Here is a 17,774-nt window from a genome sequence, read left to right on the forward strand (position 1 = left end):
AGGCGGGTGCGGGCTCCGGGGCCCGTCACACCTTGTCGATGACCCCCGTCCTCCCCTCCGAGCGGGCGCAGTGCGCGCCGCAGAACCAGTGGCCCTCGACCTCCACGCCCTGCCCGATGATCTGCACCCGGCAGTGTTCGCAGATGGGGGCCATGCGGTGGATCGCGCAGGCGAAGCAGTCGAAGACGTGCACCGCTCCCTGTGCGTGGACCTCGAAGCTCATGCCGTAGTTGTTGCCGCAGACTTCACATGTCGCCATGGGCCACAGGGTGAGCCGTCGCCGTGGCGCGGGCGAGCGGACGCCGGGCGAGTCGCCCGGCTTTCACCCGTCTCGTCCGGCATTCACCCGAGCGACGTCACACGCCCGTACGAGTCACTCGTCGGCCGGCTCGACGTCCCGCAGCAGCTGGCCGAACGCCGCCTCGTCCACCACCGGCGTCCCGAACTGCCGGGCCTTGACCACCTTGGACGTGCCCGAGTCGGGGTCGTTGGTGACCAGCAGGCTGGTCAGCCGGGACAGGCTGGTCGCGACGTGCAGACCGGCCTCGGTCGCGCGGTCCTCCAGCAGGTCCCGCTCGACGGACGTGTCACCCGAGAAGGCGACCCGCATGCCCTGCTTGAGCGGTTTGCCGTCTTCGTACCGCCCCGGGTTGGGATAGGGGCACGCGGGCCTCTTGCGGGCGGGGCGCCAACTGGCCGGCCGGTAGCCGCCCGAGCCCGCCTGGGCGCCGATGCGGGGCGCCGGGCGGTCCGCCCACTCGGTCAGCGGCCGGCACTCCTGGAGCGGCAGCCTGACACGGCCGGCCGCCGCGGCACGCAGACTCGGCCGGAACGCCTCCGCCAGCACCCGCGCGTCGTCCAGCGCGTGGTGCGCCCGCTGCTGCACCACGCCGAAGTGCGCGGCGAGCGACTCCAGCTTGTGGTTGGGCAGCGGCAGCGCCAGCTCCTTGGAGAGCGCGATGGTGCACAGCCGCTGGCGCACCGGCGCCTCGCGCTCCGCGCGCGCGTACTCGCGGGCGATCATCTGCCAGTCGAAGACCGCGTTGTGCGCGACCAGCACCCGCCCGTCCAGCCGGGCCGCGAACTCCTCGGCGACGTCCCGGAAGAGCGGCGCCCCTTCGAGCACCTCGCTCGTCAGCCCGTGTATCCACACCGGCCCCGGGTCGCGCTCCGGGTTGACCAGCGTGTACCAGTGGTCCTCGACCTCGCCGCGGGCGTCGAGCCGGTAGACGGCCGCCGAGATGATGCGGTCGTCGCGGGCCAGGCCGGTGGTCTCCACGTCGACGACCGCGTACCCCTGCGGATACGCGGCCGGCCACGCCGTGGGGGAGGACACCGCCGTCGTCTGGTCTTCGAGCATGGTCCCAGAGGATACGGGCCACGACTGACAGTGCCGTCCCGCAGGGGTCCCGTCACCCCTCGGGGTGACCGGGCACCCCGTCAACTCCGCGCACCCGCCGGGCCCGTCACCAGCGGATCGGCACCGGAAGCGCCGTCAGCAGCCCGGAGACCGCGACCACCACGCCCAGGACGGCGACCTCCGCGCGCGCGGGGGAGCAGGCCGCCAGCGGGTCCGCCGCCCGGCCCAGCCGGATCCGCGCCCACAGGGCCAGCGCGGCGACGGCCGCCACCAGGAGCACCTTGGCGACCAGCACCCGCCCGTAGGCGGTGTCCGTCAACTGGTCCAGGACCGTGCCCGCCGGCATCCGGCGCAGCGAACTGCACACCCCCGTCGCCGTGATGACGGCCAGCAGGACGGCCGCCACGCGCGCGTACAGCCCCAGCAGTGCCGGGCCCGCCGCCGCGCCCCGCCACCGGCCGAGCACCCGCAGGACGTGCAGCAGACCGCCCACCCACAGGGAGGCGCACGTGAGGTGGAGCAGGGTCAGACCGGAGCCCAGCAGCGGGCTCGGCTCGGTCGGCGGATGCGCGCGCAGGGCCTCCGCCACCACCACCGCGGCCAGCGGCCACACCTGGGTGCCCGGCCGGCCGGAGGCGGCGCACAGGCCCGCCACCAGGAACGCGTTGACCTCCAGCAGCGCGAGCTTGCCGTCGCGCGAGGAGGAGAGCCCGCCCACGTCGATCGCGGCCAGGCCGTCCGGCACCAGGTTGCCGGTGGCCACCACCGAAGCCAGTCCCAGCGCGGCCACGAAGCCGGTCACGGCCGCGGGCACCGACCAGCTGCGGGGCCGGGGCGGGGGAGCGCCGCGCAGGGAGCGGGCCAGCCGGCCGGCGAACAGTTCGCCCAGGGGGACGGCGAGCGCCGCGAACAGCACCGCGCGCAGCAGGGCGATGCCGCCGGTGCCGGGCGCCTCGGCCTCCCCGGTGCCGTGCAGCGCCGGGGAGGGGCCGAGCAGGGGTATGAGCGCGGCCAGCGCCACCAGGGCGAGCACGGCCACGGCCCGGCCGGTGCCGGGGCCCGGGCGCCCCCGGGCCCCGGCCGGCGGGGACGCGGGTCGTATCAAGGTCACCTCAGGATCTTCACCAGTCATCCCACGACCGGGCAAGTCCAGAGGCAGGCCGGGAGTACGCCCCGACGCCCCCGCGGCCCGGTGCCTACCTGGTCACCGCGTCCAGCGCGTCCGCCGTGCCCCAGCCGTAGAAGCCGTTGCGGTTCTTCGGGCCCTCGCAGACCGCGTCGACCTTGCCGTCGCCGTCGATGTCGTACGGGTCGGTGCAGGGCGTCGCGTCGGCCTCCGCGTACAGCAGGGCCTTCACCTGGGCGGGCGTGGCCCGCGGGTGCGTCGACTTGATGAGCGCGGCGACGCCCGCGACGTGCGGCGACGCCATCGACGTACCGGCCATGTAGCCCCACGTGCCGCCGGGCAGCGTGCCCAGGATCCGGCCGTTGGTGGCGGGTGCCGCCGGGGGCTGGTACGTCGTCGAGTCGCCGCCGGGCGCGGCGATGTCGATGACGCCGAGACCGTAGTTGGAGAAGGACGACTTGATGCCCTTGGCGCCGGTCGCGGCGGTGGTGACGACGCCGGGCAGCTGGGTCGGGATGTCGTAGCACTCGGACGGGTCGATCACCCGCTCGGAGGGCGTGGTGTCGTTGGGGGAGGACGGGTCGGTGATCTCGTCGGCGGCGAGGTCGTACTCCTCGTTGCCGGCCGCGGCGACGTTGACCGCGCCCTTCTTCTCCGCGTACGACGAGGCCCGCTTGACGGCCTCGACCAGCGCCTTCTGGTCCGGGTCGTCCTTGCAGTTGAAGTACCACGGGTCGGTGTAATAGCTGTTGTTGGTCACGTCGACGCCGTGCTCGGCCGCCCACATGAACCCGCAGACCACGGCCTCGGTGTAGAAGAAGCCGGCGGTCGTGGAGACCTTGATGCCGGAGACCTTCACGCCGGGCGCCACACCCGTCATGCCGATGCCGTTCTTCGCGGCGGCTATCTCACCGGCGACGTGCGTGCCGTGCGGGGACTCCTCCGCGGAGGGCCGCCAGGCGCCGTCGGTGGTGTCCGGCTTGCCCGACACGCAGTTGACGGAGGCGGCGCGGTCGAAGTTCGGGGCGATGTCCGGGTGGGTGTCGTCCACGCCGGTGTCGATGACGGCGACGGTCACCTTGCTGCTGCCCAGCGACTTCTCGTGCGCCTTGTCGGCCTTGATGGCGGGCAGGTCCCACTGCAGGGGCTCCAGCGGGTCCTGGCCCTCGACGGCCTCGGCCGCGGCGGCCTCCACGGCGCTGAGCACCTTCGGCGTGCCCACGTCGGTCGTGGCGGCCGAGGGCAGCGGCGCGGTGCGGGTGGCGCCGGCCGACTGCACGCCGCGCGCCGTGCGGACGCTCTTGGCGAAGTCCGGGTTCGACGAGTGGACGACGATGACGCCTATCCGGTCGTACGACGTGACGATGGTGCCGCCGGCCTCGGATATCGCGCGCTTGACGGCGGCCGAAGGGGCCTTGCCCGGCTTGACGTTGACGACGTAGCTGAGCGAGGTGGCATCGGCGGCGGCCGACCCGGACTCGGCGGCGGTGGCCTGGACGTTGGGCAGGAACGCGAGGGCCGTCGCCACGGCCAGTCCGGCCGGGATCGCCAGCGCGCGGCGGTGACGCGAGTGAGACGCGGTCATGTACGGAACTCTCCAGTCTCTTCCGTGGTGCGGACGGTGCACGTGGTGCGGGTGCCCTGAAGAAAGCCGTCCCGGCCGAGGGCGTCCGGGCAGGTACATGTCGGGTGGTGCAGAGCGAAGTTATCCCCCGGAGCCGCTGGCCAGCAATGACCGGCCGGGAGTTACTTCGGAAAGTGGCCCGGGCGATGAACCGGGCCCAGGGCGGCGCCGTGTCGTTGGGCAGGGAGCACGAGCACGATCAGCGCTCCCACACCGATAGGTACAGCAGTCATGTCCGTCCTACGAGGAGACTCCGTGGCCACCGACGCACCGCCCCCCTCGCAAGAGCACCACCGACTCCCTTCCCCCGAGGAGTTCGCCGAGGTGCAGCAGAGCGCTGAGTTCGGTGAACTGCGCCGCTCCTTCCGCTCCTTCGCCTTCCCGCTGACGATCGCCTTCGTCGCCTGGTACCTGCTCTACGTGCTGCTCTCCAACTACGCGGGCGGCTTCATGGGCAGCAAGCTCTTCGGCAACATCAACGTCGCGTTCGTCTTCGGCATCGCCCAGTTCCTCACCACGTTCCTCATCGCCTGGTGGTACTCGCGGCACGCCGCCGCGAAGCTCGACCCCAAGGCCGAGGCCATCAAGTCCCGGATGGAGGGCGGCGCATGAGCACCACACCGCAGTTCTTCCTGGCGGCCAACGAGGCCAGTGAGCACCGGCCGCTGATCATCACGCTGTTCGCGGTCTTCGTGGTCGCGACGCTGTTCATCACCGTCTGGGCCGGACGGCAGACCAAGGACGCCGCCGACTTCTACGCGGGAGGCCGGCAGTTCAGCGCCTTCCAGAACGGCCTCGCGGTCTCCGGCGACTACATGTCCGCCGCGTCCTTCCTCGGCATCGCCGGCGCCATCGCCATCTTCGGCTACGACGGCTTCCTGTACTCCATCGGCTTCCTGGTCGCCTGGCTGGTGGCCCTGCTGCTGGTCGCCGAGCCGCTCCGGAACTCCGGCCGCTACACCATGGGCGACGTCCTCGCCTACCGCATGCGCCAGCGCCCCGTGCGCACCGCCGCCGGCACCTCCACGATCGTCGTCTCGATCTTCTACCTGCTGGCCCAGATGGCGGGCGCCGGCGTCCTGGTCTCCCTGCTGCTCGGCATCACCTCCGACGCCGGCAAGGTGCTCATCGTCGCCCTGGTCGGCGTCCTGATGATCGTCTACGTCACCATCGGCGGCATGAAGGGCACCACCTGGGTCCAGATGGTCAAGGCCGTGCTGCTGATCGGCGGCACCGTCCTGATCACCTTCCTGGTGTTGCTGAAGTTCGACTTCAACATCTCCGACCTGCTCGGCAAGGCCGCCGAGAACAGCGGCAAGGGCGCCGCCTTCCTGGAGCCCGGCCTCCAGTACGGCGCGACCGGCACCACCAAGCTGGACTTCATCTCCCTGGGCATCGCCCTGGTGCTCGGCACCGCCGGCCTGCCGCACATCCTGATCCGCTTCTACACGGTGCCCAACGCCAAGGCCGCCCGTAAGTCCGTGAACTGGGCGATCGGCATCATCGGCGCCTTCTACCTGATGACCATCGCGCTCGGCTTCGGCGCGGCGGCGCTCATCTCGCAGAAGGAGATCACCGACTCCAACCCGTCCGGCAACACGGCGGCCCCGCTGCTCGCCCTGCACGTCGGCGGCGTCGACTCGGCCTGGGGCGCGATCCTGCTCGCCACCATCTCGGCGGTGGCCTTCGCGACCATCCTCGCCGTGGTCGCCGGCCTCACCCTCGCCTCGTCCTCGTCCTTCGCGCACGACATCTACGCCAACGTCATCCGCCGGGGCCAGGCCACCGAGAAGGAGGAGATGCGGGCGGCCCGCTGGGCGACCGTCTTCATCGGCATCGTCTCCATCGCGCTCGGCGCCCTCGCCCGCGACCTGAACGTGGCCGGCCTGGTCGCCCTGGCCTTCGCGGTCGCCGCCTCCGCCAACCTGCCGACGATCCTCTACAGCCTCTTCTGGAAGCGGTTCACCACCCAGGGCGCGCTGTGGTCGATCTACGGCGGTCTGGTCGTCGCCGTCGGCCTGGTGCTGTTCTCGCCGGTCGTCTCGGGCGACGCCACCTCGATGTTCCCGGACGTCGACTTCGCCTGGTTCCCGTTGAAGAACCCGGGCATCATCTCCATCCCGTTCGGCTTCCTGATGGGCTTCCTCGGCACCGTCCTGTCCAAGGAGGAGCCGGACACCGGCAAGTACGCGGAACTGGAGGTCCGCTCCCTGACCGGCACCGGCGCCCACTGACGCCCCCCTGCGCACGGGCCCCGTCGCAGCCTCCTGCGGCGGGGCCCGCGCGCGCCTCGTGGCTTCCGGTCGCCGTCGATGTCACCGGGGTCGCGTAGGCTCGCAGGTGTCGGGAGACGCAAGTGTCCCGCCGATCCGCGTCGAGGGAGGGGCCCCACGTGCTCATCGACACCTACGGCCGAGTGGCCACGGACCTGAGGGTCTCGCTGACCGACCGCTGCAACCTGCGGTGCACGTACTGCATGCCCGAGGAGGGCCTGCAGTGGCTGGCCAAGCCCGACCTGCTCACGGACGACGAGATCGTCCGCCTCGTCGGCATCGCGGTCACCTCGCTGGGTGTCACGGAGGTCCGCTTCACCGGCGGCGAGCCCCTGCTCCGCCCCGGCCTGGCCGGCATCGTGGAGCGCGTCGCCGCCCTCGACCCGCGCCCCCAGACGTCCCTGACCACCAACGGCATCGGCCTCAAGCGCACGGCGGCGGCCCTGAAGGCGGCGGGCCTGGACCGGGTCAACGTCTCCCTGGACACCCTGCGCCCGGACGTCTTCAAGACCCTCACCCGCCGCGACCGGCACAAGGACGTCCTGGAGGGCCTGCACGCCGCCCGCGAGGCCGGCCTGACGCCGGTCAAGGTCAACTCGGTCCTGATGCCGGGCCTCAACGACGACGAGGCCCCCGACCTCCTCACCTGGGCCGTGGAGCACGACTACGAGCTGCGGTTCATCGAGCAGATGCCGTTGGACGCCCAGCACGGCTGGAAGCGCGAGGGCATGGTCACCGCCGGTGACATCCTGGCCTCGCTGCGCACCCGCTTCGAGCTGACCGAGGAGGGTTCCGAGGAGCGCGGCTCGGCCCCCGCCGAGCGCTGGCTCGTGGACGGCGGCCCGCACCGGGTCGGCGTCATCGCCTCCGTCACCCGCCCGTTCTGCGCCGCCTGCGACCGCACCCGCCTGACCGCCGACGGCCAGGTCCGCACCTGTCTGTTCGCCCGCGAGGAGACCGACCTGCGCGCGGCCCTGCGCTCGGGCGCCCCGGACGAGGAGATCGCCCGCGTCTGGAAGCTCGCCATGTGGGGCAAGAAGGCGGGCGCCGGCCTCGACGACCCGTCCTTCGTCCAGCCGGACCGGCCGATGTCGGCGATAGGCGGCTAGGCGCCCTTCTCCCACTCCTCCAGGCGCACCACGTCCTTCAGGAACCCCCGCACCCCGAGGAACTGGGACAGGTGCTCGCGGTGCTCGTCGCACGCGATCCACGTCTTGCGGCGGTCGGGCGTGTGCAGCTTCGGGTTGTTCCAGGCGAGCACCCACACGGCGGCGGCGCGGCAGCCCTTGGCGGAGCAGACCGGGGTCGTCTCGTCACTCACAGGTTCACATCTCACAAGTCATGCAAAAAGGCGACGCCGAGCAGCCACGGGGGGAGCTGCCCGGCGTCGGTCCATCGCTCCGACGGGGGATGCGGAGCGCTTACCGAGTATGTCATGGGTGGTCTGCGATGCGGGACCGGAACAACATGATTGGAGCGAGCTTCTCGCCCCCTTGGCGAGGCTTTGACCCGCACCCGGGATGATCAATCCCGTTCAGTAACGTCGGATTTCGATCAGGAATGATCGCTCGACACATGGTGTACACCCGCCGTCCGGTCAGGCCCGGCATCTTCCGCCCTGGATTCCGCGAAGCCCCCCGAAGGGGACGCGGCCGGCGGCTCGATCATCGGCGGCGTCGGCACCGTCACGAAGGTCGTCGGCAGCCCCGGCGCGTTCTCCCGCCCGGCGTTGGCGATCACCACCGCGATGTACGGCAGCAGCACCCCGAGGACCAGCGCCACGATCGCGACGTGCCGTTCCACGTTCCACAGCGTGGCCGCGAGGATCACCGACACCGTACGGACCGACATCGAGATGATGTACCGCCGCTGCCGCCCGCGTACGTCTTCCTCCAGGCCCGTCCGGGCTCCGGTGATCCGGAACACCTGGGCGTTGCCGTCGCCGCTTCGCTTCCGCATCACATTCCACCGCCCGCTCGCATCGGAGCCTCCCTCGCCCGTACCCGTACCGTCCGGCCGCCGAGGTCGCGCATCCGGACAGTTCTTACGTTACGCCGCGACTGCGCCGCCTACGAGACCGGGGGACCCCGTCCCCGGGCGACCGGAGTGCGCCGCGACGCCCGGCGGCGTCCCCCATTCGGACGTACCCGCCGTGCGCACCGCGCGGTACGGGCCGAGAGTGGCCGTAATGCTCACGTAGAGCCGTACGAGGAGGCAGCCATGGGCTGGTTGTGGGCGATCATCGTCGGATTCGTGCTCGGACTGATAGCCAAGGCGATCATTCCGGGCAAGCAGCACAGTCCTCTGTGGCTGACCACGATCTTCGGCATGCTCGGTGCCATCGTCGGCAACGCCGTCGCCCGGGCGGCCGGGGTCGACGCCACCTCCGGCATCGACTGGTGGCGGCACGTCTTCCAGCTCGTCGCCGCGATCATCATCGTCGGCATCGGTGACATGGTGTACATGGCGGTACGCGGCAACAAGAGGCGACGGCACACCGCCTGAGCCCGGCCGGGCACCACGCGCGTACGACGAAGGGGCGGCCCCCGCCGGACACGGGAGCCGCCCCTTCGTCGTGCGCTCAGGCGCCGCTGACCTCCACCGCGGCCAGGTTCTTCTTGCCGCGCCGCAGCACCAGCCAGCGCCCGTGCAGCAGCTCCTCGGCGGCCGGGACCGCGTCCTCGGCGGCGACCTTCACGTTGTTCACGTAGGCGCCGCCCTCCTTGACCGTGCGCCGGGCAGCCGACTTGCTGGCGACCAGGCCGACCTCGGCGAACAGGTCGACCACCGGACCCAGCTCGGCGACCCGCACGTGCGGCACCTCCGACAGGGCCGCGGTCAGCGTCCGCTCGTCCAGCTCCGCCAGGTCGCCCTGGCCGAACAGCGCCTTGGACGCGGCGATCACGGCCGCGGTCTGGTCCGCGCCGTGCACCAGCGTCGTCAGCTCCTCGGCCAGCGCCCGCTGTGCCGCCCGCGCCTGCGGACGCTCCTCGGTCTGCTTCTCCAGCTCCTCCAGCTCCTCGCGGGACTTGAAGGACAGGATGCGCATGTAGCCCGAGATGTCCCGGTCGTCCACGTTCAGCCAGAACTGGTAGAACGCGTACGGCGTCGTCATCTCCGGGTCCAGCCAGACGGCCCCGCCCTCGGTCTTGCCGAACTTGGTGCCGTCCGCCTTGGTCATCAGCGGCGTCGCGTACGCGTGCACCACGGCGTCCGGCTCCAGCCGGTGGATCAGGTCCAGGCCCGCCGTCAGGTTGCCCCACTGGTCGCTGCCGCCCTGCTGGAGCACGCAGCCGTAGCGCCGGTAGAGCTGGAGGAAGTCCATGGCCTGGAGGAGCTGGTAGCTGAACTCCGTGTAGCTGATGCCCTCGGCCGACTCCAGCCGGCGCGACACCGACTCCTTGGTCAGCATCTTGTTGACCCGGAAGTGCTTGCCGATGTCCCGCAGGAACTCGATCGCGGACAGCCCCGAGGTCCAGTCCAGGTTGTTGACCATCGTGGCCGCGTTCTCGCCCTCGAAGGTCAGGAACGGCTCGATCTGGGCGCGCAGCCGCTCGACCCAGCCGGCCACCGTCTCCGGCGAGTTCAGCGTGCGCTCGGCGGTCGGGCGCGGGTCGCCGATCTGGCCGGTGGCCCCGCCGACCAGCGCCAGCGGCCGGTGCCCGGCCTGCTGGAGCCGGCGCAGCGTGAGCACCTGCACCAGGTGCCCGACGTGCAGGGACGCCGCGGTCGGGTCGAAACCGCAATAGAACGTGACAGGACCGTCCGCGAGCGCCTTGCGCAAAGCGTCCTCGTCGGTGGACTGGGCGAACAGCCCGCGCCACTTCAGCTCGTCGACGATGTCCGTCACGGTTCTCGTGTCTCCTCGAATGGTTCTCGTGTGCGGGTACGAGGTTATACGCCCTGGCTGACAGAGCTCATATTGAAATCGGGGACCCGCAGTGCCGGCATCGCCGCCCGCGTGAACCAGTCGCCCCACTCCCGGGGCAGCGTCCGCTCCGTACGCCCCGCCTCCGTGGCCCGCCCCAGCAGGTCCACCGGCGACTCGTTGAACCGGAAGTTGTTCACCTCGCCGACGACCTCGCCGTCCTCCACGAGGTAGACCCCGTCCCGGGTCAGCCCGGTCAGCAGCAGCGTCGCCGGGTCGACCTCGCGGATGTACCACAGGCAGGTCAGCAGCAGCCCCCGCCCGGTACCGGCGACCATCTCCTCCAGCGAGCGGCCGTCGCCGCCGTCCAGCACCAGGTTGTCGAGGGCCGGCGCGAGCGGCAGCCCGGTCAGCGAGGCACTGTGCCGGGTCGTCGTCAGCCGGGCCAGCTCGCCTTCCCTGACCCACTCCGTGGCCGACACCGGCAGCCCGTTGTCGAACACCGACTGATCGCCCCCGGAGGAGTGCGCCACCACGAACGGCGCCGTCTCCAGGCCCGGCTCCGCCGGGTCGCTGCGCAGGGTCAGCGGCAGTTCGCTGATCCGCTCGCCCAGCCGCGTGCCGCCGCCCGGCTTGGAGAACACCGTCCGCCCCTCGGCCGCGTCCCGGCCCGACGCCGACCAGAGCTGGTAGATCAGCAGGTCCGCGACCGCGGTCGGCGGCAGCAGCGTCTCGTACCGTCCCGCGGGCAGCTCCACCCGCCGCTCGGCCCACCCCAGGCGTACGGCCAGCTCCGCGTCGAGCGCCGCCGGGTCGACGTCCTTGAAGTCCCGGGTGGCCCGCCCCGCCCACGCCGAGCGGGACCGGTCCGGCGACTTGGCGTTCAGCTCCAGCGTCCCGGTGGGCAGATCGCAGCGCAGCCGCAGCCCGGTGGACGTCCCGAGGTAGGTGGTGGTCATCTCGTGGTTGGCGAACCCGTACAGCTCCCGCCCGCCGCCACGCGCGCGTGCGAAGGCCTCCCCGAGCGCCGGCGCGAAGTCGGCGAACACGGCCGACGACGTCTCGGCGGGCGCGTCCGTGAAGTCCGGCGACTCCGGCACCCCGCCGACCAGCGGCTGCGCGTCCTCGGCGGGCCCGGCGCTCCGGGCGGCCTCCTCGGCGGCCCGCACCAGCGGCTCCAGATCGTCCCGCGTGACGGCCGACCGCGACACGACTCCCGACGCGGTGCCCTCCTGCCCGTCCACGGTGGCGACGACCGTGAGCGTGCGCCCGCGCGTGACGCCGTTGGTGGTGAGCGCGTTGCCCGCCCAGCGCAGGTTGGCGGTGGAGTGCTCGTCGGCGATGACGACGCACCCGTCCGCGCGGGACAGTTCCAGCGCCCGCTCGACGATCTCGTGCGGCTTGCTGTTCGTCCGGGGCGTGCGGGCGCTCATCGGCCGGCCTCCTGCGTCGTGTTCAGTATGTTGACGCCCTTGAAGAGGGCGGACGGGCAGCCGTGCGACACGGCCGCGACCTGCCCCGGCTGTGCCTTGCCGCAGTTGAAGGCGCCGCCCAGCACGTACGTCTGCGGCCCGCCGACGGCCGCCATCGACCCCCAGAAGTCGGTCGTGGTCGCCTGGTAGGCCACGTCCCGCAGCTGTCCGGCGAGCCGCCCGTTCTCGATCCGGAAGAACCGTTGACCGGTGAACTGAAAATTATACCTTTGCATATCTATTGACCATGATCGATCACCGACGACGTAAATGCCGCTTTCCACCCCGCCGATCAGATCCTCCGTGGACAGCCCGCCGGGATCGGGCCGCAACGACACGTTCGCCATCCGCTGCACCGGCACGTGCCCGGGGGAGTCGGCGTACGCGCACCCGTTGGACCGCTCGAACCCGGTCAGCCGCGCGATCCGCCGGTCGAGCTGGTACCCCACCAGCGTGCCGTCCTTCACCAGGTCCCAGGACTGCCCCTCGACCCCTTCGTCGTCGTACCCGATCGTCGCGAGCCCGTGCTCGGCCGTACGGTCCCCGGTGACGTTCATCAGCTCGGACCCGTAGCGCAGCTTGCCGAGCTGGTCGAAGGTGGCGAAGGAGGTGCCGGCGTAGGCGGCCTCGTAGCCCAGCGCCCGGTCCAGTTCGGTGGCGTGCCCGATGGACTCGTGGATGGTCAGCCACAGGTTCGACGGGTCGACCACCAGGTCGTACAGTCCCGCCTCCACGCTCGGCGCCCGCATCTTCTCGGCCAGCAGCTCCGGTATCTCGGCCAGTTCGGCGTCCCAGTCCCAGCCGGTGCCGGTCAGGTACTCCCAGCCGCGCCCCACGGGCGGCGCGAGCGTGCGCATGGAGTCGAACTCGCCGCTGGAGCCGTCCACCGACACGGCGGTCAGTACGGGGTGCAGCCGTACGCGCTGCTGGGTGGTCGAGGTCCCGGCGGTGTCCGCGTAGAACTTGTTCTCATGGACGGTGAGCAGCGAGGCGTCCACATGGTCGACCCCGCCCGCCGCCAGCAGCCGCGCGCTCCAGTCGGCGAGCAGCGCCGACTTCTCGGCGTCGTCCACGGTGAACGGGTCGATCTCGTACGAGGACACCCACGTGCGGTCGGCGTGCACGGGCTCGTCCGCCAGCTCGACCCGCTCGTCCGACCCGGCCGCCTTGATCACCTGCGCGGACAGCTTCGCCATCGCCACCGCCTGCGAGGCGACCTTGGCGGCGGCGTCCGGCGTCAGGTCCACGCCGGAGGCGAAACCCCAGGTCCCGCCGTGCACGACGCGTACGGCGTACCCGAGGTCGGTGGTGTCCGAGGAGCCGGAGGGCTTGGCGTCCCGCAGCCTCAGGGAGGCGCTGCGCACGCGTTCCAGCCGGAAGTCCGCGTGCTCGGCCCCGAGGGAACGGGCGCGGGCGAGGGCGGCGTCGGCGAGGGGGCGCAGGGGGAGGGCGGTGAAGGTGGCGTCTATGTCATGTATGTCGTGGGGCACGGGAGAAGATCCCTTCGAGCGCTTGCCGGTGGTGACCGTGGCACGCAGTGAACCACGACCGGCCGGGCGCCGCCCTACGCTGCCGCGGTGAACGCCGCCCAGGCGGCCGGGGTGACGACGAGGGGACGGAGGCTCGTGTCCTTGGAGTCGCGGATGCGGATGGCTTCGGGGCGTACGGCGACCTCGACGCAGTTGTCGTTCTCGCTGCCGCTGTAGCTGCTCTTGAACCAGCTCAGCTCGTCTGTGGCGCTCATAGGGCTCCTCGCATCTGTTCCAGCAGCGTCACGGTAGCCCGGCAGTCCAGGGCTTGGGAACGGAGCTTGCCATAGCGCTGCAGCAGGACACTCACGTCCTTGGGCGCGGAGATCAGGTTGCTCGACCGCTGGCCTTCGGTGTAGCCGAGCCACTGGTGCGCAGTCGTCTCCGCGAGGTACATCAGCCCGTCGATGCCACAGTGATCCTCCTGGACGGTGGGCATGACCTGGATCTCGACATTGCGCCGCGTGCCCATCTCCAGAAGGTGATCGATGACTTGCTCGGTGACGTGGCGTCCTCCCATGCGCCGAGCTACGACGCTCTGTTCGATGACGAAACTGAAGGCGGTGTTCTGCTTGGCGGTGATGACCCGTTGCCGGTCCAGCCGAGACGCGACCTCGCGCTCGATCTGTTCCTCGGACGCAGGGGGCAGCCGCCGGTCGAAGATCGCCCGGATGTAGGCCTCAGGTTGCAGCAACCCCGGAATCGCGCGGCACTCGTATGCGTAGAGGGAGATCGCCTCCTCCTCGATCCCCGCCCACTGCCGAAACCAGGAAGCCAGCACGGACCTCTTCGTCAGACTCTTGGCCGCCGCCTTGAGAACCTTGTGTGCGACCGGCCCCAGGGCCTCCTCCGCCCGCGTGGGCAGGTCCGTCGGCGGGAACCGTTTTCCCTGCTCGATCTTGGCGATGTACGCGGCCGAGTACCGTACCCGCGGCGCGAACTCCTCCTGGGTCAGCCCGGCTTCCTCGCGCAGCGCCTTGAGGACCGCGCCGAAAGTCTTGAGACTGTCGGAGGGCTCTACTTCGCTACCGTTCGCTCCGCCGTTGTCCGCCCTCATCCCCACGCGCCTCCCCAGCTCACGCAACTCACGTCCTCGAACTCCACTCGCCGACCCATGGTCACGGGGAGTGACTCACCCAGTCCAGAGTGTGCACCGATACAGCCACGTCTGTATGGGTGTCGTCCCTGTTGGGGCCGGGAGGGGGTCGGAACGCTGAGCGCATGCCAGCACCACGGGCCCAAGAACCCGTTACCGTAAGTGTGTTCGCCCAGCGGTTCTCCGCCACGCGCCGCGGCGCGCGCCTCGCCCGCCGGCTCGCCACGCACCGGCTCGACCTGTGGGACCTGCCGTACGGCAGCCCCGCCTCCGACACCGTCACCCTCGTCGTGGCCGAACTCGCCGCCAACGCGGCCCTCCACGGCAGCGTCGCGGGACGCGACTTCGAGCTGCGGCTGACGTACGACCGGGCCGCGGGACTGGTCCGCGTAGAGGTCTCCGACACCCGCCCCGGCCTCCCTGACGCGTCGGCCCGGCCGCCCGAGGACGCCGACGGCGGCCGGGGCCTGCTCCTCGTGGCGGCCGTCGCCGGCCGCTGGGGCGTGGCCGGGCGGACGGGGCCGGGCAAGACGGTGTGGGCCGAGTGCGCGGTCGGCGCTCAGGGCGTCCGACTGTAGGGACCCGACAGTCCGGCCCGTGAGCCACTGTGGGTGCCCGATTCCCCGGGCGGAGGTCGGGACCGATAGGTTTTCGAGGAAGCCGCCTGTCATCGAGGTGTTCGGGCGGACGTGTTCAGACCACTGACGAAAGGGTGATCCGTTGAGCCGCTCGGTTCTCGTCACCGGAGGCAACCGGGGCATCGGCCTCGCCATCGCCCGCGCGTTCGCCGACGCCGGCGACAAGGTCGCCATCACGTACCGCTCGGGTGAGCCGCCGGCGGGCTTCCTCGCCGTCAAGTGCGACATCACCGACGCCGAGCAGGTGGAGCAGGCCTACAAGGAGATCGAGGAGGCGCACGGCAACGTCGAGGTCCTCGTCGCCAACGCCGGCGTGACCAAGGACCAGCTCCTGATGCGCATGTCCGAGGAGGACTTCACCTCCGTCCTCGACACGAACCTGACCGGCACCTTCCGCGTCGTCAAGCGGGCCAACCGCGGCATGCTGCGCGCCAAGAAGGGCCGCGTGGTGCTCATCTCGTCCGTCGTCGGACTGCTCGGCTCGGCGGGACAGGCCAACTACGCCGCCTCCAAGGCCGGCCTGGTCGGCTTCGCGCGCTCCCTCGCCCGTGAGCTGGGATCGCGCAACATCACCTTCAACGTCGTCGCACCCGGCTTCGTCGACACCGACATGACCAAGGTGCTCACCGACGAGCAGCGCGCGGGCATCGTCTCGCAGGTGCCGCTGGGCCGGTACGCGCAGCCGGAGGAGATCGCCGCGACGGTGCGGTTCCTCGCGTCGGACGACGCTTCGTACATCACTGGAGCCGTCATTCCCGTTGACGGCGGACTGGGAATGGGTCACTGATCACCATGAGCGGAATCCTCGAGGGCAAGCGCGTCCTGATCACCGGCGTGCTGACGGAGGCGTCCATCGCCTTCCACACCGCCAAGCTGGCCCAGGAGCAGGGCGCCGAGGTCATCCTGACCGCGTTCCCGCGGCCCACGCTGACCGAGCGCATCGCCAAGAAGCTGCCGAAGCCCACCAAGGTCATCGAGCTGGACGTCACCAACGACGAGCACCTCCGGCGCCTGGCCGACGTCGTCGGCGAGGAGCTGGGCGGCCTGGACGGCGTCGTGCACTCCATCGGCTTCGCGCCGCAGGACGCGCTCGGCGGCAACTTCCTCAACACGCCGTTCGAGTCGGTCGCCACGGCCATGCACGTCTCGGCGTTCTCCCTGAAGTCGCTCACCATGGCCTGTCTGCCGCTGATGCAGAACGGCGGCTCCGTCGTCGGCCTCACCTTCGACGCCCAGTACGCCTGGCCGCAGTACGACTGGATGGGCCCGGCCAAGGCCGCCCTGGAGGCCACCAGCCGCTACCTCGCCCGTGACCTGGGCAAGCAGAACGTGCGGTCCAACCTCATCTCGGCCGGCCCGCTCGGCTCGATGGCCGCCAAGTCCATCCCGGGCTTCAGCGACCTGGCCTCCGTGTGGGACCACCGCTCCCCGCTGGAGTGGAACCTGAGCGACCCGGAGCCGGCCGGCCGCGGCGTCGTCGCGCTGCTCAGCGACTGGTTCCCGAAGACCACCGGCGAGATCATCCACGTCGACGGCGGTCTGCACGCCATCGGAGCCTGACACCCCGCTTGCCGGAGGGCCCGCGTCCGCAAGGGCGCGGGCCCTTCGCGTGCCACCCGGCGGGCTCACCCGTACGGCCCAGCCGACCGGGCGGCCGGAGTGCCGACGGCGCACGCTGGGAGACGACTCCACCCCGCGCTTTCCGACCCGTCCCGGCCGAGGGGGTCCGCCTGTGCGTTTCGCCCGCCGCCTGGCCGCCGCAGCCGTCGTCGCCTCCTTCGGGCTCTCCCTGCCGTACGAGACGGTGGCGCACGCGCGCGTACAGAGCCGTAGCGAGGAAGCCGAGCCCGCGCGGCCCTTCGGCGCCGAGTGCCGCATCCGGCACACCGGCTCCAGGGTGACCGCGTACTGCCACAACCCCTATCCGGACCCCGACCGCGTCAGCCTGCACGTCGAGTGCGTCCGCTGGTGGGACCTGGACAGCGACAGCGCCCCCGTGGCGGCGGGGCCCGCGCAGACCGTACGGCTGACGGGGCGCTGCTGGAAGGAGATCGGCGCGGCCTGGGTCAGTCACCGGCGTCCGGACTGACCCGCCCCGGGCGGCACACCAACGGGTAGCCCGCCGCCTCCCGCTCGGCCGTCCCCGCGTCGCCCGCGCGGATCGCGTCCACCAGGGCGGTGTGGTCCATGTGCGTCTCCGGGGTCAGCTCGGCGCCGATGTCCTCGCGCAGCCAGTCCCGCATCACCTCGCCCAGGTCCGCGTACATCGCGGTCATCACCTCGTTGTGGGAGGCGGCCACCACGGCCAGGTGGAAGGTGGCGTCCGCCGTCACGAACGCCTCCGCGTCGCCCGACTCCCACGCCTCCGCGCGGCGTACCAGCAGCGCGTCCAGCTGCTTGAGGTCCTTCTCGGTGCGCCGCTCGGCGGCCAGCCGGGCCGCGGCCGACTCCAGCGTGGAGCGCAGCTCGGCGATGTGCCGGGGGTCGGCGCCGGCGAAACGGCGGTGCATCACGCCGGCCAGCTCGCTGGTGGCGGCGACGTACGTGCCGGAGCCCTGGCGGATGTCCAGCAGCCCGTTGTGCGCCAGCGCGCGCACCGCCTCGCGGACGGTGTTCCGGGCGACCCCCAGCTGCTCGACCAGCTCGGGCTCGGTCGGGATCCGGGAGCCCACCGGCCACTCTCCCGAGGTGATCTGCTGGCGCAGCGCGGCGATGACCTGCTCGGACAGGGCCGAACGGTGGGGGTGGCTCAGGGGCATGGCTCACCTTCGCGAGTGGACTGATCAGA

General features: G+C 71.4%; 20 protein-coding genes. 8 read left to right on the forward strand and 12 right to left on the reverse strand.

Annotation, left to right across the window (positions count from 1 at the left end):
• Positions 1–25: 25 nt before the first annotated feature.
• The 4 genes from ACIQR3_RS09995 to ACIQR3_RS10010 all read right to left on the reverse strand — a co-directional run bounded on the left by ACIQR3_RS09995 (position 26) and on the right by ACIQR3_RS10010 (position 4,071).
• Entirely contained in the window at positions 26–259 is a 234-nt protein-coding gene (locus ACIQR3_RS09995) for a hypothetical protein (RefSeq protein ID WP_215167052.1), read from the reverse strand.
• Positions 260–373: 114 nt separating this feature from the next.
• The gene (locus ACIQR3_RS10000; protein ID WP_403536679.1) at positions 374–1,360 is read right to left on the reverse strand and encodes a DEDDh family exonuclease; all 987 of its coding nucleotides are present in this window, start codon (positions 1,358–1,360) and stop codon (positions 374–376) included.
• A 106-nt stretch (positions 1,361–1,466) separates the two neighbouring features.
• Positions 1,467–2,471 (reverse strand): CopD family protein, encoded by a 1,005-nt coding sequence (locus tag ACIQR3_RS10005; RefSeq protein ID WP_403536681.1) that lies wholly within the window; start codon positions 2,469–2,471, stop codon positions 1,467–1,469.
• An 85-nt stretch (positions 2,472–2,556) separates the two neighbouring features.
• On the reverse strand, positions 2,557–4,071 hold the full coding sequence (locus tag ACIQR3_RS10010) for a S8 family serine peptidase (protein WP_403536684.1): 1,515 nt from the start codon (positions 4,069–4,071) through the stop codon (positions 2,557–2,559).
• 294 nt (positions 4,072–4,365) lie between these two features.
• Between ACIQR3_RS10010 and ACIQR3_RS10015 the strand changes: the two genes are divergently transcribed.
• From ACIQR3_RS10015 to moaA, 3 genes are all read left to right on the forward strand, one after another.
• The gene (locus tag ACIQR3_RS10015) at positions 4,366–4,722 is read left to right on the forward strand and encodes a DUF485 domain-containing protein (protein WP_215167048.1); all 357 of its coding nucleotides are present in this window, start codon (positions 4,366–4,368) and stop codon (positions 4,720–4,722) included.
• Positions 4,719–6,344: a cation acetate symporter gene (locus tag ACIQR3_RS10020; RefSeq protein WP_403536687.1), complete on the forward strand. Its 1,626-nt coding sequence runs from the start codon at positions 4,719–4,721 to the stop codon at positions 6,342–6,344. The genes ACIQR3_RS10015 and ACIQR3_RS10020 overlap by 4 nt, the downstream gene beginning before the upstream one ends.
• Positions 6,345–6,502: 158 nt before the next feature.
• Positions 6,503–7,492 (forward strand): GTP 3',8-cyclase MoaA, encoded by a 990-nt coding sequence (gene moaA / locus ACIQR3_RS10025; protein WP_403536690.1) that lies wholly within the window; start codon positions 6,503–6,505, stop codon positions 7,490–7,492.
• On the opposite strand, the gene ACIQR3_RS10030 is transcribed toward moaA, so the two are convergent.
• Positions 7,489–7,704: a hypothetical protein gene (locus ACIQR3_RS10030; protein WP_403536693.1), complete on the reverse strand. Its 216-nt coding sequence runs from the start codon at positions 7,702–7,704 to the stop codon at positions 7,489–7,491. The genes moaA and ACIQR3_RS10030 overlap by 4 nt on opposite strands.
• A 233-nt stretch (positions 7,705–7,937) precedes the next feature.
• Positions 7,938–8,342, reverse strand: coding sequence for a DUF3099 domain-containing protein (locus tag ACIQR3_RS10035; protein ID WP_403536696.1), 405 nt, complete (start codon positions 8,340–8,342; stop codon positions 7,938–7,940).
• A 261-nt stretch (positions 8,343–8,603) separates the two neighbouring features.
• On the opposite strand from ACIQR3_RS10035, the gene ACIQR3_RS10040 reads away from it, so the two are divergent.
• Positions 8,604–8,888 carry a GlsB/YeaQ/YmgE family stress response membrane protein gene (locus ACIQR3_RS10040; protein WP_215173976.1) on the forward strand — a complete coding sequence of 95 codons (285 nt, stop codon included), beginning with the start codon at positions 8,604–8,606 and terminating at the stop codon, positions 8,886–8,888.
• A 76-nt stretch (positions 8,889–8,964) separates the two neighbouring features.
• Here the strand turns inward: ACIQR3_RS10040 and tyrS are convergent, their stop codons facing one another.
• From tyrS to ACIQR3_RS10065, 5 genes are all read right to left on the reverse strand, one after another.
• The gene (gene tyrS / locus ACIQR3_RS10045) at positions 8,965–10,233 is read right to left on the reverse strand and encodes a tyrosine--tRNA ligase (RefSeq protein ID WP_403536699.1); all 1,269 of its coding nucleotides are present in this window, start codon (positions 10,231–10,233) and stop codon (positions 8,965–8,967) included.
• A 44-nt stretch (positions 10,234–10,277) separates the two neighbouring features.
• Positions 10,278–11,684, reverse strand: a complete 1,407-nt coding sequence (locus tag ACIQR3_RS10050; RefSeq protein WP_403536701.1) for a metallopeptidase TldD-related protein — start codon at positions 11,682–11,684, stop codon at positions 10,278–10,280.
• Complete coding sequence (locus ACIQR3_RS10055; RefSeq protein ID WP_403536799.1) at positions 11,681–13,201, reverse strand: TldD/PmbA family protein; 1,521 nt, start codon at positions 13,199–13,201, stop codon at positions 11,681–11,683. Before ACIQR3_RS10055 ends, ACIQR3_RS10050 begins: the two co-directional genes overlap by 4 nt.
• 86 nt (positions 13,202–13,287) lie before the next feature.
• On the reverse strand, positions 13,288–13,467 hold the full coding sequence (locus ACIQR3_RS10060) for a DUF397 domain-containing protein (protein WP_403536704.1): 180 nt from the start codon (positions 13,465–13,467) through the stop codon (positions 13,288–13,290).
• Positions 13,464–14,309 (reverse strand): Scr1 family TA system antitoxin-like transcriptional regulator, encoded by an 846-nt coding sequence (locus ACIQR3_RS10065; RefSeq protein ID WP_403536706.1) that lies wholly within the window; start codon positions 14,307–14,309, stop codon positions 13,464–13,466. Before ACIQR3_RS10065 ends, ACIQR3_RS10060 begins: the two co-directional genes overlap by 4 nt.
• Before the next feature lie 203 nt (positions 14,310–14,512).
• Between ACIQR3_RS10065 and ACIQR3_RS10070 the strand changes: the two genes are divergently transcribed.
• The 4 genes from ACIQR3_RS10070 (at position 14,513) to ACIQR3_RS10085 (ending at position 17,075) form a co-directional block, all read left to right on the forward strand.
• A complete protein-coding gene (locus tag ACIQR3_RS10070; RefSeq protein ID WP_403536709.1) occupies positions 14,513–14,926 on the forward strand; it encodes an ATP-binding protein in 414 nt (137 codons plus the stop codon).
• Positions 14,927–15,068: 142 nt separating this feature from the next.
• Complete coding sequence (gene fabG, locus ACIQR3_RS10075; protein WP_403536711.1) at positions 15,069–15,773, forward strand: 3-oxoacyl-[acyl-carrier-protein] reductase; 705 nt, start codon at positions 15,069–15,071, stop codon at positions 15,771–15,773.
• Between the two features lie 5 nt (positions 15,774–15,778).
• Positions 15,779–16,546, forward strand: coding sequence for an enoyl-ACP reductase FabI (gene fabI, locus ACIQR3_RS10080; RefSeq protein ID WP_215173958.1), 768 nt, complete (start codon positions 15,779–15,781; stop codon positions 16,544–16,546).
• Between the two features lie 172 nt (positions 16,547–16,718).
• Positions 16,719–17,075: a hypothetical protein gene (locus ACIQR3_RS10085; protein WP_403536715.1), complete on the forward strand. Its 357-nt coding sequence runs from the start codon at positions 16,719–16,721 to the stop codon at positions 17,073–17,075.
• Here ACIQR3_RS10085 and ACIQR3_RS10090 read toward each other — a convergent pair.
• Entirely contained in the window at positions 17,053–17,745 is a 693-nt protein-coding gene (locus ACIQR3_RS10090) for a FadR/GntR family transcriptional regulator (RefSeq protein WP_403536718.1), read from the reverse strand. The genes ACIQR3_RS10085 and ACIQR3_RS10090 overlap by 23 nt on opposite strands.
• Positions 17,746–17,774: the final 29 nt, after the last annotated feature.

Source organism: Streptomyces sp. NPDC090994, from assembly GCF_044768905.1.
Classification (GTDB): Bacteria; Actinomycetota; Actinomycetes; order Streptomycetales; family Streptomycetaceae; genus Streptomyces.